The sequence below is a fragment of the Sphingobacterium sp. B29 genome, assembly GCF_001952815.1.
Taxonomy (GTDB): Bacteria; Bacteroidota; Bacteroidia; order Sphingobacteriales; family Sphingobacteriaceae; genus Sphingobacterium; species Sphingobacterium siyangense.
Genome location: NZ_CP019158.1, coordinates 137,736 through 155,739 on the forward strand (window position 1 = coordinate 137,736; position 18,004 = coordinate 155,739).

The 18,004-nt window shown below is 39.4% G+C and carries 11 protein-coding genes and 1 pseudogene; 6 read left to right on the top strand and 6 right to left on the bottom strand.

Features of this window, described 5'->3' with window-relative positions:
* Nucleotides 1-263 precede the first annotated feature (263 nt).
* Entirely contained in the window at nucleotides 264-860 is a 597-nt protein-coding gene (locus BV902_RS00600; RefSeq protein ID WP_075990330.1) for a ribonuclease HII, read from the top strand.
* Nucleotides 861-889: 29 nt separating this feature from the next.
* On the opposite strand, the gene BV902_RS00605 is transcribed toward BV902_RS00600, so the two are convergent.
* From BV902_RS00605 to BV902_RS00625, 5 genes are all read right to left on the bottom strand, one after another.
* On the bottom strand, nucleotides 890-3,370 hold the full coding sequence (locus BV902_RS00605) for a YfhO family protein (RefSeq protein ID WP_075990331.1): 2,481 nt from the start codon (nucleotides 3,368-3,370) through the stop codon (nucleotides 890-892).
* Between the two features lie 322 nt (nucleotides 3,371-3,692).
* Nucleotides 3,693-4,013, bottom strand: coding sequence for a YbjQ family protein (locus BV902_RS00610; protein ID WP_046673052.1), 321 nt, complete (start codon nucleotides 4,011-4,013; stop codon nucleotides 3,693-3,695).
* Nucleotides 4,014-4,016: 3 nt separating this feature from the next.
* Entirely contained in the window at nucleotides 4,017-4,703 is a 687-nt protein-coding gene (locus BV902_RS00615; protein WP_075990332.1) for a potassium channel family protein, read from the bottom strand.
* Between the two features lie 110 nt (nucleotides 4,704-4,813).
* Entirely contained in the window at nucleotides 4,814-6,604 is a 1,791-nt protein-coding gene (locus BV902_RS00620; protein ID WP_237241896.1) for a TrkH family potassium uptake protein, read from the bottom strand.
* Nucleotides 6,605-6,782: 178 nt separating this feature from the next.
* Nucleotides 6,783-8,678 (bottom strand): hypothetical protein, encoded by a 1,896-nt coding sequence (locus BV902_RS00625; protein WP_075990333.1) that lies wholly within the window; start codon nucleotides 8,676-8,678, stop codon nucleotides 6,783-6,785.
* 95 nt (nucleotides 8,679-8,773) lie between these two features.
* Between BV902_RS00625 and BV902_RS00630 the strand changes: the two genes are divergently transcribed.
* On the top strand, nucleotides 8,774-9,811 hold the full coding sequence (locus tag BV902_RS00630; protein WP_075990334.1) for a hypothetical protein: 1,038 nt from the start codon (nucleotides 8,774-8,776) through the stop codon (nucleotides 9,809-9,811).
* Nucleotides 9,771-12,224: a hypothetical protein gene (locus tag BV902_RS00635; protein ID WP_075990335.1), complete on the top strand. Its 2,454-nt coding sequence runs from the start codon at nucleotides 9,771-9,773 to the stop codon at nucleotides 12,222-12,224. Before BV902_RS00630 ends, BV902_RS00635 begins: the two co-directional genes overlap by 41 nt.
* An 89-nt stretch (nucleotides 12,225-12,313) precedes the next feature.
* Here BV902_RS00635 and rsgA read toward each other — a convergent pair whose 3' ends face one another.
* Nucleotides 12,314-13,234: a ribosome small subunit-dependent GTPase A gene (gene rsgA / locus BV902_RS00640; RefSeq protein WP_075994557.1), complete on the bottom strand. Its 921-nt coding sequence runs from the start codon at nucleotides 13,232-13,234 to the stop codon at nucleotides 12,314-12,316.
* Between the two features lie 106 nt (nucleotides 13,235-13,340).
* Between rsgA and polA the strand changes: the two are divergent.
* From polA to BV902_RS00655, 3 genes and pseudogenes are all read left to right on the top strand, one after another.
* Nucleotides 13,341-16,143 (top strand): annotated as a pseudogene (gene polA / locus BV902_RS00645) (DNA polymerase I).
* A 4-nt stretch (nucleotides 16,144-16,147) separates the two neighbouring features.
* Nucleotides 16,148-17,278 carry a toxin-antitoxin system YwqK family antitoxin gene (locus tag BV902_RS00650; protein WP_075990336.1) on the top strand — a complete coding sequence of 377 codons (1,131 nt, stop codon included), beginning with the start codon at nucleotides 16,148-16,150 and terminating at the stop codon, nucleotides 17,276-17,278.
* A 24-nt stretch (nucleotides 17,279-17,302) separates the two neighbouring features.
* On the top strand, nucleotides 17,303-17,956 hold the full coding sequence (locus BV902_RS00655) for a phosphatidylserine decarboxylase family protein (RefSeq protein WP_075990337.1): 654 nt from the start codon (nucleotides 17,303-17,305) through the stop codon (nucleotides 17,954-17,956).
* Nucleotides 17,957-18,004 lie beyond the last annotated feature (48 nt).

Below are 18,004 nucleotides of genomic sequence, written 5' to 3' on the forward strand. Positions count from 1 at the left end.
TATTTTTATATTTCTATAATTGATAAATCTTTGACTCTAAAACTATTGCTCAAGTTTAATTTGAAACAATATGGCCTAGACAAGAACAAACTTTTATTTTGTTAATGGAAATTATTCCAACGTTTTAATAGTCTAGCGCTCTTAATCTTTACAAAAGAAGACATTATTAGTGTTAATTAGTGTAAACGGTCGATATTCACACAGAAGTTACAATAGATAACTCTAAATTTATTTGTATTTTCGGCTATTTTAAAGAACTGAACATGCTATTATCATATTATCAGGAGCAGTGGATAGAGGCCGGCTGTGACGAAGCGGGAAGAGGTTGTCTGGCAGGGCCAGTTTTCGCTGCAGCAGTGATTTTCCCCACAGACTACCATCACGAGCTTCTTAATGACTCCAAACAACTTAGTGAAAAAAAGAGGATGGCTTTACGTCCCATCATTGAGCGCGAAGCCCTTGCTTATGCCGTTGCGAGCGTTTCAGCAGAAGAAATAGATCGCATAAATATCCACAATGCAAGCTACCTGGCGATGCACAAGGCACTTGATCTCTTAAAGACCAAAGCCGAGTATATTATTGTTGACGGGAATAAGTTTATTCCATATCAGCAAATACCGCATACATGTATCATCAAGGGCGACGGGAAATATCTATCGATTGCCGCAGCTTCGATTCTGGCTAAAACTTACCGGGATGAATACATGGACAACATCGCCTTGGATTATCCCGATTACGACTGGCTCAACAACAAAGGGTATCCGACAGTTAAGCACAGAACAGCTGTATTGGCACACGGCTCCACTCCACATCATAGAAAAAGCTTTAGAATAACCGATCCGCAGCTCAAATTATTCTAAAGCTCACACAATAAAAAAAGAAACAGCAACTAAGCCGCTGTTTCTTTTTTATTCCCTCTAAAGGAGAAATATATCGCCGCTCCTATTCCCAATACAAGAACAATAGACGAGATTAATGTCAATAAATTACCAAATTTGTGTGACTCTGGATCAAAAACAAATTCTACCTTATGCGTTCCCGCAGGTAATTGCAGTGCTCTTAGGATATAATCCGCACGAATAATTGGCGTTTCCTTTCCATCCACATAGGCTTTCCATCCTTTATCATAAAATACTTCAGAAAATACAGCAAAGGCATCATTGGCAGCCGTATATTCATATTGCATTTTATCCGGATGGTAAGATGTCAACTTAATCTCCCCTGTCGTTGAAGCATTCGAAGTTTTAGCCTTGATCTCATTTTGATATTGTTGATTCACAAACGCCTCCTTATGTGGATCAAAAGAACTGATTGCTTGCATCTCCTCGGCATTTCCTTTCACAAAACTTACCCGATCCACAAACCAAGCATTTCCTGCAGCTGTACTTCTTCTTACAATACGTTGCGACTGATTCTGAGGATCTGTCGTAATCAAATAACGTACGTTGAACATATCCAACACATCTTCATTAAGGGCACCATTAAATTGATTTTCCAAAATTTCCTGGAAGCGCATTAATTTTGCCGCATGGTATCCTCCTAAAGATTTGTGAAAATAGGATGGACGGGCATCCGAAAATGGGTCCGAAGTCAAGTCAAGAACGCGGTAGCTTGGATCTTTATCCATTAAGATCAATTGATCCACTTCACGTTGTTGGAATACTTGCTGTGCTGTAGCCCCTTTCTCCATAAAAGATTTGTCATTCAAAAAGCGCTTATCTACACTCCATAAATCAAACAAGAATAAGACCAACAATGTCCCCAGTAATACACCTTCGCTCAGTTTCTTCTTTAAAAAGACCCAAACAAATCCAAAAGTTAGTAGAACGATGACAAAGGAACGATAGGCATCTTTGCTTGCGATATCTTTACGATCCAGAACCAACTGGTTTGCCAAGTCCGTCGCAAAGGCCTTGTCGCCTATCTGGTGCTCAAAAGTTGCTACTAAATTGCTATGCTCCGCATTCCTAAAACTTAAAAAGAGATCGGGCATCACGCCAATAAGCAGACAGACGCCACCGACACCAATAAAAGTATACAGCACTTTTTTATCTAAGTTTGGAATCTCCTTCGCCCGTGTCAAAAGCTCATTGACAGCCAGAATTGCCATCATAGGTACTGTAATGGAAACCACAACAAGAATGGATTCAACAGCCCTAAACTTATTGTACATTGGGAAATAGTCAAAGAACAGATCTGATACAAGTGTAAAGTTTTTTCCAAAAGACAAAAGCAATGCTAAAATGGTTGTTGCCAGAATCCACCACTTGAAGCGGTCCTTGACAATAACAAGGCCTAAAACAAATAGGAAGAAAACTCCGGCCCCAAAATACCATGGTCCCGAAGTGAAACGTTTGTCGCCCCAATAGGTTGGCATGCCTTGTGCCATCTGACCAGCTTGAATCTCCGATGCACCTCCTCGTTCCATTAGGAATTTAGCGACATGTGATTTTTCGTCCAATTGTCCGCCAGTTGAACCACCATAGGCATTTGGAATCAAAAAGGTAATGGTTTCACCAATCCCTTGGCTCCACTCATAGGCATATTCTTTATCAAGCCCTTTCTCTTTGCTGTTGTTATTATCAACCTTAGTAATATTGGCATGTCCACGCGTACTTAATTTACTATATTCCCAAGTTGGTAATAAAATTGATGCATTTACCATCAAAGCGATGACCACTGCGATAATCTGCCTACCCGATGCAATAAAAAAACCTTTTAATTGTTTTTGTTTAATTGCATCTACGAAAGTGAAAATCACGTATACCATCAGGACTATCAACAGGTAATAGGTTGTCTGCAAGTGATTTACACGAATCTCCAGCGAAAGAAACAGCGCCAATAATACAGGGCCCCACAATTTACTTCCCCGATAACACATAATAACCGCAGCAATAACGGGTGGAATAAATGCAATTGCATTAGCCCTTGTTATGTGCCCAGCTTCAATATAAATAAAATTATAGGATGTAAACGCAATGGCTATTGCACCAATTGCTGCCAACCAGGGTTTGATCCGTAAGACGCTAAAAAGGAAATAAGCACCCAGCAAATAAAATAGCACCGTATCCATTGGGCTCGGAAAGGCGAACTTAACCGCTTTTAAGAAATAGGTACCAATGTTATTCTCATTTTCTTGCCAAATTTGATAAGTCGGCATCCCGCCAAACATAGAGTTAGTCCATAAGGGCGCTTTACCATCCTTTGCCTTAAAATCAAATAATTCCTTCTGTGCCGCCTGCGCTTGTACCACATCCGACTGCGCCAGCGTTTTTCCTTGCCAAACAGGGGTAAAATAAAAAAACACGAGCACAATGAATATCGCTATAACAATCAAATGTGCCGAATTCGCCTTAAACCAATTTTTCATCCGTATAAATTTGTCATTTAAAGGTGATGAAGCTATCTCATTTATTCAACTCACGCTATATCGTTCATTCACAGCTGGCTTTTTGCTGTATTTATGCACGCATTACACACGATTTTGATAAATTCCGATGATTTCATTTATCCTCTTAGGTTGTTTAAAAGTCTTAAAAGCCAAACTTAGATAAATTTGTTTTTATATACAATTATAATTATCGCTCAGATTGCTGTTAGTGGAAAGTTTATAACAGGTATTCCATCCGATCGATCCATTTCACATCTTTTAAGCACTAAAAAAGCCCTATGTTATTTAGGGCTTTAAGTAATTAAGATCTCATTTTTACGGCCGTTCCCGTCGCGCCTACCATCATCATGCCCCCTGTACCTACCGTTTGAAAGTCCAGTCGAACGCCAACGACCGCATCAGCACCCAATGCGCGTGCACGGTCTTCAAGTTCACGTAACGCCGCTTCACGTGTTTCCTGGAATGCGCGTTCATAAGAATTGGATCTTCCGCCAAAAAAATCACGAAAGCCCGCCATCATATCTTTGATTGCGTTCGCTCCCAGAACCACTTCGGAAGAGACTATCCCCAAATAACGTTCAATTTGGTGCCCCTCAATAGTACCAGTTGTTGTCAATAACATATTTTATTCTCCTTTTTGAATTAACTTATTAATATTGGATAACTCCCCAAAAACAACCAAAATATCGCCTTCTTCCATGATCGTTTCCGAGGCAGCAATTCCAGAAGCTTCCTTTTGTTCTTTGGTCACACCGTCCTTCTTCGTTTCTGTGATCTTCACAGTGGTCAACACGATAACCTTGTATAAATTGGTCAGGTTCGCTTCACGTAATGTCATGCCCACATAACGAGCAGGCACTTTAGTCTCCACAATGGAATATTTATCCGAAACCTTAAACGAATCGACAATATCAATATTGTCCAAGCGCATCGCCAATCGCTCAGCAGCTTCTTCTTCGGGCATAATATATTCATTGATTTCCATTGCCTCCAAAACAGTCTTTTGTAAATCTGAAACGATACGGCCAATGATACGTTTAACCTTCAACTGTTTTAAGAGGGCTACGGTCATGAGCGAAGCTCCCTCATCCTCTCCAATTGCAACAATGACAGCATGGGCATCTTTAAGGGGTAATGACGATACCGCTTCTCGGTCGGTTGTATCTAGGCATACCGTGTGCGTTATCTTGTCCTTGAGTTGTTCAACGATACTGAGATTTCGGTCTGCCCCAATCACCTCATGTCCGAGCTCAGTAAGATGTACTCCTAAAGAACGTCCAAAATGTCCCAATCCTAAAACAATATACTTCATATCTCAAACTAAAATAAATTTACTGTTATTTCCAAGTTCTCTTTCGATCTACCTGCTCATATTACTCCGATAAGTTCATCAAAAGTTAGTCAATACGCTTGTAGGTCTACCTAAAACAAGATCTTTTCTTCCGGAAATACAATATTTCTCCGTGTTGTATTTTTAATAAAAGCGACCAGCAGAGTCAGCATACCCACACGCCCAACCAGCATCGTTAGGGCAATAATCAATTTTCCGCCCATACTGAGTGATGGTGTAATCCCCAAACTTAACCCACATGTTGTATAGGCTGATAGTGATTCAAAAAGGAGAGCTTTCATACTCTTATCGGGATCTGTAAAAATGAGCACAAAAAAACTGAATCCTACGACGAATAGCGACAACAAAATAATCGCAAAAGCCTTGTTAACAGATTCGCCGGCTATCCTCCTTTTAAAAATCTCAATATATTCTTTTCCCTTAGCCAGAGAAACAATATTCAACAGCGAAACAGCAACGGTAGTTACCTTTACTCCCCCACCAGTAGATCCGGGAGAAGCCCCGACCCACATCAGAATCATAATCAAAAAAACAGTCGGTGGGCCGACAAAACTCAAATCAACACTATTGTAACCTGCTGAACGCGCTGCATTGGCCATAAAGAAGGAAGTTGCCCATTCACCATCGATTCCCCTTTCAAGAGAAAGGGTGTTCCCTCGCTCCAAAAAGTAGAAAAACAAAGTTGCACCTACAATAATAATTGCATTACAAACCAGCACCAATTTAGAATTAAAGCTAAAGCTCCATGCTTTATGCTTATAGTTTTTCTTTGTGATCCATCGGTGATAATAAAGCAATATGGATTCTTTAATATAGGTGTAGAAATTCAATACAATTCCAAAACCCAAACCACCAAGAATGAAAAGCGAAGATAACGCCAGCTGGAATGGGTAATTGAATTTATAGGCTTCATTGGTAATTCCCCCAGATAAGATCGAAAATCCAGCATTACAGAATGAAGAAATAGAATGAAAGATCGAAAAGAAAACCATGCTCCCTAAATTTGGAAAATTAGCACTTTCTAAGGTACTAAAGATCAGTATAGCGCCAAGAAATTCAAACAGCAGCGTAATAAATATCATGGTCAATAGGGTTTTAATGACAGAGGCTACTTTATTTTCACCTAGAATTTCACCAAACATCAATTGATTCTTAAAAGAAAATCCGCCAGAGAAAAAATAGCCAAAAAAACCTGTAAATGTCATAATACCCAATCCGCCAACCTGTATCAGGACAATGACCACAGTTTGTCCGAACATGCTAAAATTGGTTGAAATATCGGCAACAGACAAGCCTGTGATACAAACAGCACTAGTTGCCATAAATAAGGCGTCCACAAAACTTAACGGAGCTTCTACCGTGGTACGGGGCAGCATCAAGAGTACGGTCCCGAGCAAGATAAGAACCAGGAAACTGATGACAAATAATATTGTCGGATTAAAATAAAAATTGTCAAAGAAAAGTGTGCTCTTTGATAGCTCCGCGATAAAAATAAGATAGATTCCTAGATAAACCCACTGTTCTCTTGAAAAAACAGAAAGCGCTCCAAATCCTGCAAAACGGGCAATAAGAATAAATACAAAGTAAATGAGGATAACTAAGCCCGCGTAATGCTCAACAGCAATTTTTTTGAGTGCGTAAATGGAAGACGACTCGCGGAGAGCAATCATGAAAAAGAGGACAAAGAAAAGATAATGAATTGTTTTGCCAAGCAATTTCCCCAATGCAGGATCAGTGACATATCCCACATTAAAAATAACGATTGCGGCGCAAATCATGCTCACATAGAACATGATTTTGTCTACAAGCCCATTTTTATATTTGAAAACAAACCGGATAAAACTTAAAATCGAATCTATCATAATGTCTCAAACTAAGATAAATCTGTCAATAAATGCAAATCTATCTCCGTTGTATTTTTTCGCGCGCTAACGAAACCGACAATGAGGATTGATAAATACCGCACATCGCTTCCTCTCCCATTTCTAAAAAATAAGGGCAAAAGCACTAAACGGTAATCTTTCCACGTGAAACGGATCCTCAATTTCCCGTTCCTTCTTTCTCAAGCTCCTTTTCAGCTTTTTCACGGTCACGCTTCCGCTTCTCTTCAATCTTTGCCGCCTCTTTGGCCTCATCTTCTTTTTCTTCCTTCAGCAACTCCTCAGGAGTTTTGTGTTTCTTAAATATACTTGAAATCATTTTCTTGGCTTTGCTGATTCCCCCAACGACTTTTTCAACTTTTCCAGCCGTATTCATCAGCTTAGCCTCCCGCTCTGGACCAAGGCCGACGCATTGTTTAATTCCAACCAACAAAGTCTGCCACATCGCTTTAAAAAACGGATGATTGGGATCCCGACGCTTGTTAATATGCCCCACCGTATATTTACCGTATAAATCCGGATTGCCCGGATTAAATAAAACCTGATTAATCATAAAAGACAGCAGCCCCTTCTTTTCTCGCCGACCATCATCACCTGCCTCTGACAGGATATTAACTTTGAGGTCGTCATAATCCATTTTAAAGGTTCCTTTACTACGGTAATCGTTAGCCCAAATGTCAAATGTAATCTGACTGAGATTGCCCGATTTAACCTCAACATTTAACAATGGACGAATCATTTTATTAACGACTGTTAGATCCATTTTCCCAAGTGTGCCCTTATAGGTGTAGGCTCCAACTTTAGAGGTCATATCAAAAACAAAGTTGGTAGAAAGCTTACCGGCGTTCATAAAATTGCTGCTCAAATTTGCACGCATTAGCTTCTGCTTAAGCAATTTTGTCGAATCATTTGTCACATTCAATAGTGTACCATACGTGTGATCAAAAGTAATGGTTCCGATTTGACTATACTCATCACTCATTTCAGAATACGCAATTCCAATATTATCTAAAATCAAAGAATCAATTCCCAGGCGTGTCGACATTTGCATTAATTTCATATGCGGAGCATTTCCAATCTGACTGGTTGGAGGGCTTTTATAATGCTTATCACTGTAAATCGAAAGTGAACCATTTTTTAAGCGTGCATTTTGTGCGTATATTTTCTTATCCCGGGAAAGCTCGGCAAAATTGAATCCCGTCAAAAGAAGTGTGTCCATTTTCAGCACCATATAGCTTCCACCCTCTCCTTTCTTCCGATAATAAGCCGCCTTATTCAGCGTCGGCTGATAAGCGACTTTAGTCAGCAGGACATTGCGGTTTTTACTATTGATTTTCAACTGATCGAAGTTTACTTTATAAAACCCATCCGGAGTTTTATAGGTAAAACCAGGCACCTCAATATCAATCATTTTCGTATGATAAAAGCGCTGCCTGTCGTGCTCAGAAGTTGAATCGATCAAAACATCATCTATCCGGACCTTGACCTTTTTGACCTCGAAATCTTGATAAACCCCTTTTTGGACTTGCGTATATCTAAAATCGATGTCATTCAAATTGACAGCCCGCACCTGAATTTTTTTCAGATTGTCCTTTATTTTCTCATACAGTGGTTTTTTAGGTCCCCTACTTACCGTATCATTATAACGATGTACCTCATTAATGACATGAATCGTTGGTCTTTCGACAGTGATATCATTCAGAAAAAGTTCCTTATCCATCAACACCCTCCGAATTCCAAAGCTTTTTATTTTCAGCCTATTGATGGAAATTTCGAAACGGTTATCTGGTGCTTTTTTGACCAGCTCCAACTTTTTATAGATGGAACTATCTGACACGAGATGCAGATTGTCTATTGTTATGTTACCTAATAATAGGTTGACGTGGATATCGTCGTATTTAATAGTATACAAATTGTCCGTTGCTTGAGACACCAGCTGTTTGATTTTAGTATCTAAAAGAGGCTTCCACTTATTGCTAAAATACCAAATACCTCCAGCCAATACCAATAGGATAAACGCTACAATACCAAGGATCCATTTGAAAATAGGCTTCATAAAGTCACAATCTCTTTGTAATTTCGTCTTTATTTTATTGAATAACAAACAAAATTAAGCCCATTTTGTTTGAATAACGACTAAATAAAGTGAATATGCTGCGTAAAACACAACTATTTTTATTTCTTGTACCGCTCTCTCTACTTTTTTTAAGTTCCTGCACCAAAACAAAGCATGAAACAGGCTTCTATTTTTGGAAGACAGTATTCCAGTTAGACACCGTAGAAAGCCGCTCTTTAAAGGAAATTGACGCGAAATCTATCTATGTCCGCATCATGGATATTGATTTCGATCCATCTGGTGTACAAGCCGTCCCTATTAGCCCCATTACGTTTTCGCAGCCTGTCCCCAAAGAACAGCAGCTGATTCCTGTAGTATTTGTCAACCAACGTATTTTTGTGGAAATGGATAGCCTGCAGATCAGAGGACTGGCAAATAAAATTGTTCCGTTTGTGACGGCTAAAATACAACAAGCAGGAAAGGAAAAATTTACCGAACTTCAACTGGACTGCGATTGGACAAAGACATCCCGTGATAAATTTTTCTACCTGCTCACCTATTTACAGCAATTGCCGGCCTTAAAAGATGTTGTCGTGAGCTCTACTCTGCGGCTGCATCAAGTCAAAAATACGGTCACCAGCGGAATTCCGCCTGTGAAAAGAGCAATGTTAATGTGTTACAACATGGGAAATCTCAGACAATTTGGCAACCAGAACTCCATTTTAAATCAACAGGACCTCAAGACCTATCTAAGCGGAACATTACGCAACTATCCCATGGAAATGGATCTTGCATTACCGCTATTTCAGTGGTTTGTCGTTTTCAGAAATAATAATTACATCGGTATTTCAAAACATATCAATGAAGAAGATCTCAAAGACTCGTCATTGTTTACCCATAACCCCAATACGAACCTCTATATTTTAACGAAAGATCTCCCAAAAGCAAACCTTAAAAAGGGAGATGTTATACGTTTTGAATCCACAAATCAGGAGGAACTCTTACAAACGGCAAAATTTTTGAAGGGAGAGCTGAAAGGAAAAGAACACCGGATTATTTTTTATCATTTAGATCAAGCTACACTAGCAAACCATGGCAATGCCGAATTACAAAAAATTATTGCTACTTTCTAGCACTACATTAGCTTTCTTCTTTGGGGAGATTGCAACCAATATCGCCTGTGGTCCTGAAGTGGATCCTTACGACAATCAAACGACATATTATCTCCCCAATCTGGAGGACAATGGATTTTCTGCCTTTCAATTTATCCCCTACCAATTTCTTTATACGGAAGAAGCTCCAGTCAAAGAAAGTTTAATCAATGCCGAAACCTGGGCTAAACACCTAGGTTCGCAGGTCAAGGTTAAGGATATCGAACAATTGATGTACAATAGCAACGATGCAACCGCTAATTTAGCGAGCAATCAGCAAAAGTCGGCTTGGACCAACCTTCCCGACTCCATTAGAGGAAATACATTCCTAAGCACGTTGATTGACGGAAAACATGAAGCTGAACGCGCTTATTTTATGTTTACAAAAAAGCAGGAACCTATCACGAATATTCAACATAACTATTGGGATCCGGATACCCGAAATTTCAAAGAAATCACTCAATTTGCTGAACTCGCCGAACAGCAGATCACCAAGTACCCCAAAAATAGCTTTCTCTATATCCGTTATGCTTATCAAGCCGCCCGTTTATATCTATTTGGACAGGAATACGCCAAGAGCATGACGATCTATGAAAAGTACCTGCAATCCGCTAAGGGAGATGAAGCCATCCTCAATTGGGCACTATCCAACTACGCTGGCGCTGTCCGCAAAAATGGCGATGCTGCAAGGGCAGCTTATCTCTTTTCCAAATTATTCACTGCCAGTCCAGAAAGGCGCATCCTCGCTTATGCTAATTTCCATTATATCACAGCCAGTGATGCTGAGATATTTCAATATGCAAAAAATGATGCAGATCGGTTCAATATCAATGCTATCATAGGCTTTGGCACAAGTGACTATGCACTGAAATATCTGAGCGACTGCTATCAGCTCGATCCGGCCAACACCGTAAATGCGGTACTATTGGGACGCGAAGTCAATAAGATAGAAACAGAAATGAACGAGTCTTTTTACCTCAGTAGCGATAATTATAATTACTACAGTAAAAATGACGATAAAGGAAAGGTTAAACTACATCTGGATTCTCTCCGCAATTTTGCCCTAAAACTTTATCGCGACAAAAAATATGTTCAACCCCAATTGGGCCTTATTACTGCTGCCTACCTAAGCTGGATGAATAAGGAAAATACGTTAGCAAAAGAATACCTGTCCGGAATAAAAGAGGCTGACCTCAGTCCAAAATTGATTGATCAGCTTCAAATTACCCGATTGCTCACGCAATTAACTGACTGGCAAAGCAGTAAGCAGCTAGATGAAGTTCAATTGACCAAGACACTATCTTGGTTAGAAGAAAAAGCAAAACTTGATGGTAAGGAAGATATCCGCAAACAAAATTGGGGATATAGTGCTTTTGAATATAGCAACTATAGTTTAATCTGCCGGAATATTCTACAAAATCTTGTCGTAAAACACTATTTAAGTACACAAGATACCGCCATGGCTAGTTTAGCTGCTGTAAAGGCGGATGCCTTTTACAACTATGGCTTTGTGAAAGACTCACTGGAAGATAATATGCAGTGGACAACAATGCACTTCTGGGAAAATAGCCTTACACCTAAAACGCTGTTAAAAATAAGAAATTTACTGTCGGACAATTCCCAACAGAATACCCTATCTAAATTCTTATTGAAGGATATCAAACATTTCAATAAAGATTATCTCACGGAATTATTGGGTACAACCTACCTGCGCGAACTGGATTTCCAAAAAGCAGCAAAAACTTTAGCGGGACTTCCTAAAGACCATAAAATAAAAGAAATTAAAAACTGGTACGATGCGGATGAAAGCGATATTACACCGAATCCATTTATTGTTACTATAAATGATTATCCCAAAAAATATGGTAAAGAGTCCACCACTAAGCTAAAATATGCTGAACGGATGGCACGCTTGGAAAATGCCATAAAAACGGAAAAGAATAACCAGAAAAAAGCCGAGTATTATTTCCAAATGGCCACAGGTATCTATCAGACAAGTACCTATGGAAATGCTTGGTCCCTAGTATCCTATGACTGGTCGTCCACCGACAACCACGCAGCTTCAACACTTCACTGGCAACGAAATTATCTACAGACAAAATCAGCAAAAGAATGGTACAGCAAAGCGCGTACGCTGAGCACAGACAAAGAGTTCAAAGCGAAATGTACCTTTATGCTTGCCAAATGCGAGCAGAAAGATTTTGTCTATACCAATGAATCGCGTTGGCAATACTATGATTCGCCATTAAAGAATCCTTTCTATCGTTTTTCGATGCAAAATAAATACTTCAAAGAATTGAGCACACAATATAAGGATACGCCTTTCTTTACAATCGCTTCGCGGGAGTGTACTTATCTCCGTGATTTTTTAAATTTAACACAAGCGATACATTAAGGGCTTCATCCTACCGCGCTTTACAAAAAATAGCGCCTTCTTGATGTAAGAAGACGCTATTTTTTTATAAAGATTAAGATTTATATAGATTAAGATCTACTATCCTCATTATGATATATACTGAGGTAGCTATCGTAGCGCGAACTCTCAATAGAGCCTTCTTCCACAGCCTCCATAATGACACAACCGGGTTCATTGATATGCCGGCAATTATGAAATCGACATTGATTCATCAACGCGCGCATTTCTGGAAAAAAATGGGATAGCTCCTGTTTTTCTATATCGACAATTCCCAACTCACGAATACCAGGCGTATCAATTAGCTTCCCTCCAAAAGGGAGATCGAACATTTCAGCAAAAGTAGTTGTATGCTTTCCTTTGTCGGACCAATCGGAGATTTCACCAGTTTTCAACCCATATTCAGGGACGATTGCATTAATTAACGTTGATTTACCAACCCCGGAATGGCCTGATACCAAGGTTATTTTATCTTTAAGCAGTTGCTTGACAACGTCGATATTTGTACCTGTTAACGCAGAAACTTCGAAACAGGGGTAACCAATATGTTCATAAATAGCTTTATAGTCGGCCAATATCTCCAATCCTTCATCACTAAAAAGATCCAATTTATTGAAAATAATTACCGCAGGAATTCCGTATGCCTCTGTTGTTACTAGAAAGCGATCGATAAAACCCAAAGAAGTTGGTGGCGAGGCAAGTGTCACCACTAAAAAAGCCTGATCCAGGTTTGCTCCGATAATTTGAGTTTGCTTGGACAGATTGACGGATTTTCGAATAATATAATTTCGACGAGGTTCCAGTTCGTGAATGACCGCACTTTCCTGATCAGGTTCCACATCAAAATGTACCCAATCACCCACAGCAACAGGATTAGTCGTTTTTATTCCTTTGGTTCGAAACTTTCCTTTGATACGACAGTCGTATCTTTTATCATCTTCACCCAAAACTTGATACCAACTACCTGTCGATTTAGTTACCAGTCCTCTCATAAATCCTGTTGCATTAAATGTGTCATAGTACAAAAATCGGAAAAATTTATTAAACTTACCCTTTGATGAATTTCTTACCTTTGTAAGGAGACTAAAATTCAATTTTGTGAAAAAACTATTTCTTTTAGACGGAATGGCTCTCATATATAGAGCTTATTTTGCTTTGAGCAAAACTCCTCGAATTACCTCAACAGGGTTAAATACAGGAGCAATCATGGGATTTACCAATACATTATTGGATGTATTGAAAAATCAGCAACCTTCCCACATAGCAGTAGTGTTCGACACAGCGGCACCTACCGCTCGACATATTGAATTTGAAGCTTATAAAGCACATCGGGAGAAAATGCCAGAGGACCTTGCTGCCTCTATCCCCTATATAAATCGGTTAATCGAGGGCTTCAATATCCCGATTATCACAATGGATGGATACGAAGCCGATGATATTATCGGAACACTTGCAAAAAAGGCCGAGAAACAGGACTTTCAAATCTATTGCATGACACCCGATAAGGATTTTGGGCAACTTGTGTCTGAAAATATCTTTATCTACAAACCTGCCCGCATGGGTAATGGAGCAGAAGTACAAGGTGTCAAAGAGATTCTTGAAAAATGGGAAGTTTCTGATGTTTGCCAGGTCATCGATATCCTCGGTCTTTGGGGCGATGCCGTGGACAATATCCCTGGTATACCTGGTATTGGAGAGAAAACAGCGAAAAAACTTGTTCAGGAATACGGATCTGTCGAAGGCATTATCGCTAACGCGGACCAACTCAAAGGAAAAATGCGCGAAAACGTGGAGAATTTTGCAGAACAAGGGCTCATCTCCAAAAAATTAGCCACTATTTTATTGGATGTACCAATTGAACTCGATGAAAAATCGCTAGAACTGGAAGATCCAAACAAAGAAATCCTTGAACCGCTATTTGCTGAATTAGAATTCCGAACACTTGGAAAACGAGTTTTCGGCGAAGATTTCTCCGTCCTTGACAAGAGCAGCCCTACAAATGGACAAATGGATCTATTTTCGACAACAACAACGACAATTACCACGACCGAAATTGTTACCGAAGTTAGCGTCGAAAACGCAGCAATAAATAACATCCATAATACCGCACATGAGTATGTTTTGGTCGATACAAACGAAAAACAAGTAGCGCTCGCTCAAGAGCTTGCTTCTTTGGATAGTTTTTGTTTTGACACAGAAACAACAGGATTGGATGCAAACCTTGCCGACATTGTGGGGCTATCATTTTCTTTTGAGAACGCAAAAGCATATTATGTCCCAACACCTGCCGATCGTGATAGCGCTCAGGCTATAGTCGATATTTTCAAGGGTGCTTTAGAAAACCCAAACATTGAAAAAATAGGACAAAACATCAAGTACGATATTTTATTATTAGCACGCTATGGTGTAAAAGTACAAGGCACCCTTTTTGACACCATGCTTGCACATTATCTGATTGATCCAGATACCCGTCACGGAATGGATGTCCTCGCAGAAAATTACCTAAATTACAGCCCGGTATCAATCACCGAACTTATCGGTGAAAAGGGAAAGAAGCAAGGGAATATGCGCGACGTTGAAGTCGAAAAAATAAAAGAATATGCCGCTGAAGATGCAGACATTACCCTACAGCTAAAAAATATATTTCAACCTCTTCTTGTCGAGACCAACACCATGCAGCTCGCTCAGGATGTGGAATTCCCATTAGTATATATACTCGCCGAAATTGAACGAAACGGTGTAAAAATTGATGTTCCGGCACTTGAAGAATTTTCAAAAACACTGGAGCAGGACATTAAAAATCTCGAGGAAGCTATCTTTGAGAAAGCAGGAGTAAATTTCAATATTGCATCCCCTAAACAATTGGGTGAAGTCTTATTCGATAAACTGCAACTGGATCCTAAAGCTAAAAAAACAAAAACGGGACAATATAAAACAGGTGAAGATGTGTTATTAGCTTTGGCCCATAAATCCGATATCGTCCAAGATATTTTAAACTTTAGGCAAATGCAAAAACTCAAATCAACCTATGTTGATGCACTACCTGAGTTGATAAACCCCGAAACAGGGCTCATTCATACGTCTTACAATCAAGCGGTTGCCGCAACAGGCCGTCTGAGCTCAACGAATCCGAACTTGCAGAATATCCCGATCCGTACCGAACGGGGGAGAGAAGTCAGAAAAGCCTTTATCCCAAGATCTGAAGACAATGTGATCCTCTCTGCCGATTATTCGCAGATTGAACTTCGCCTAATTGCAGAGCTAAGTAAAGATCAAAATATGATGGAAGCGTTTAGCCAAGGTCATGATATCCACCGAGCAACAGCCGCGAAAGTATACAATATGGATTTTGATGCTGTTACTTCTGAACAACGTCGCAACGCGAAAGCAGTTAACTTCGGCATTATATATGGTCAGTCGGCATTTGGCCTTTCTCAAAATCTTGGCATATCACGTAAAGAAGCATCCGATATCATCAATGAATATTTTAACCAATATACAGGGATAAAAAAATACATGAGTGATGCCGTCGAGTTTGCAAAGGAGAATGGTTACGTTGAAACAATTTTAAAACGGAGACGTTATCTGAGAGATATCAATTCCGCAAACATGACCGTTCGCGGATTCGCAGAAAGAAACGCTATCAACGCTCCGATCCAAGGATCAGCAGCAGATTTAATCAAACTTGCCATGATCGCCATTCAAAAGGAAATTGAGCAGCGAGGTTTATCCGGCAAAATGATCATGCAGGTGCATGATGAATTGGTTTTTGACGTACCTAAAGACGAGGTAGCGGTATTCAAAAAAAATTATTTTGGATAAAATGTCCAATGCTATAAAAACAAGTGTTCCTTTGATCGTAGAAATTGGAGAAGGCAAAAATTGGCTAGAAGCACATTAAAGTTATGATTAGAAAACTCATCCATATCTTATTATTATTGTGTGTCTGTAGCTTTACAAAGCTACATGCACAAGATGACAAACCTGTATTCTATGAAAAACTAGACCAGGGATTGATTCGCTTTTATTTTGATAAATATTATTATTTAGTTTCAAAAGAGTGTGAGTTTAAAACGATCGAACGTGTGAGCAAATTTGATTTTGCAAAGCAAGTTTTTGATGGAGAGTTCCGCGATTTTGCGCCAAATGGATCGAGAATACTCATTGGTTCCTATAAAGATGGTAAAAAAGAAGGCTTATTCCAAGCCTTTCATCCGAATGGAGTGCTAAAATGGGAAGTAAATTTTCAAAACAACCATCCAACCGGTGATTGGAAATATTACTACCCGGATGGAAAACCCTTATTAACCATTACATATAATGAGCAAGGCTATTTTATCAAAGATTACTGGGACAACAGAGGCAAACAGGAGGTGATAGACGGCGAAGGCAACTATGAATTTTCTATTCCTTTTGAAGGTTTTACGGAGTTCGGTTTTGATTTCTACCTACGCAAAGGAAAGGTAAAAAACGGTAGACCGCAGGGAAACTGGAATACATATTTCTACAATGTAGGTCAGCAAGCAGTTTACGCCATGACACAACGCTTTGCAAATGGTGTACTCACAATGACCTATGACGACAATGGAGATCTAAATAATGAAGATTTCATGTCGCTAAGTATCCTTCCTTATGACTATTTTATACGAGCGGAACTATTTAACGGTAAGTCCTGCAGCTTTGATGATTATTCCAATTTTTATGCATTCCTAACCAAACGTTTTAACGACAATCTCAATAAAACCGGGCTAGACATCACCAAACAGATTAACTTTTCTTACTTAGTGGAAGTAAAGAAAAGCGGAATGGCTAATCTAAAAAGCCTCAAGTTAATATCAGATTCCGGCGACGAGCCTTTCGATGGCATTTTGAGCCGTATTGCAAGAAGTATTGACTTCTATTTCCCTACATATAAAGACAATCAGCCTCAAGACGACCTTATCAGAGTATCTGGCGGAATCACACAGGGTAATGACGGAAAAATCTATACCCATTCAATTAAAATCGAAAGACAAATAGACAATTCGAGTAAATAATTATCTTTGCAGAAATAAATAGATATGAAATTTCATAAAGAAGGATACACCACATTAGCGATCGCTGTACTTTTTATCTTCATTATCAATGCCGTTGCGGATTATTATGACGCTCCGCAATACGCTAAATGGTTTATTTATGCGCTCTCAGCATTCCTATTCATTACAGTTGTTCAGTTTTTCAGAAGTCCCAAAAAAGTGGTTAGCCCGCAGGATGGCGTGATTCTTTGTCCAGCCGATGGAAAAGTTGTTGTTATCGAAGAAACTGAGGAAAACGAGTATTTCCATGATAAGCGGATACAGGTGTCTATATTTATGTCTCCTGTCAATGTGCATGTCAATAGAAACCCAATCAGTGGTTTAGTCACGTTCTTTAAATACCATCCTGGCAAATTTCTAGTGGCTTGGCACCCCAAATCATCTACCGATAACGAAAGAACAACAGTCGTTGTCAAAGATAAGGCTGGACGGGAAGTTCTTTTCCGCCAGATTGCAGGAGCATTAGCGCGCCGCATTGTATGGTATGTAAAAGAAAAAGACGAAGTCGTGCAAGGCAATGAGTTTGGTTTTATCAAATTCGGCTCCCGCGTCGATTTGTTTCTTCCTTTAGGGACTGAAATCAATGTTAACATTGGTGATAAGGTTACTGGAGCAAAAACGATTATCGGAAAATTTTAACAATTTATTAATATCATTATAAGTAACTTAGGCTCCAAATCAGGGGCC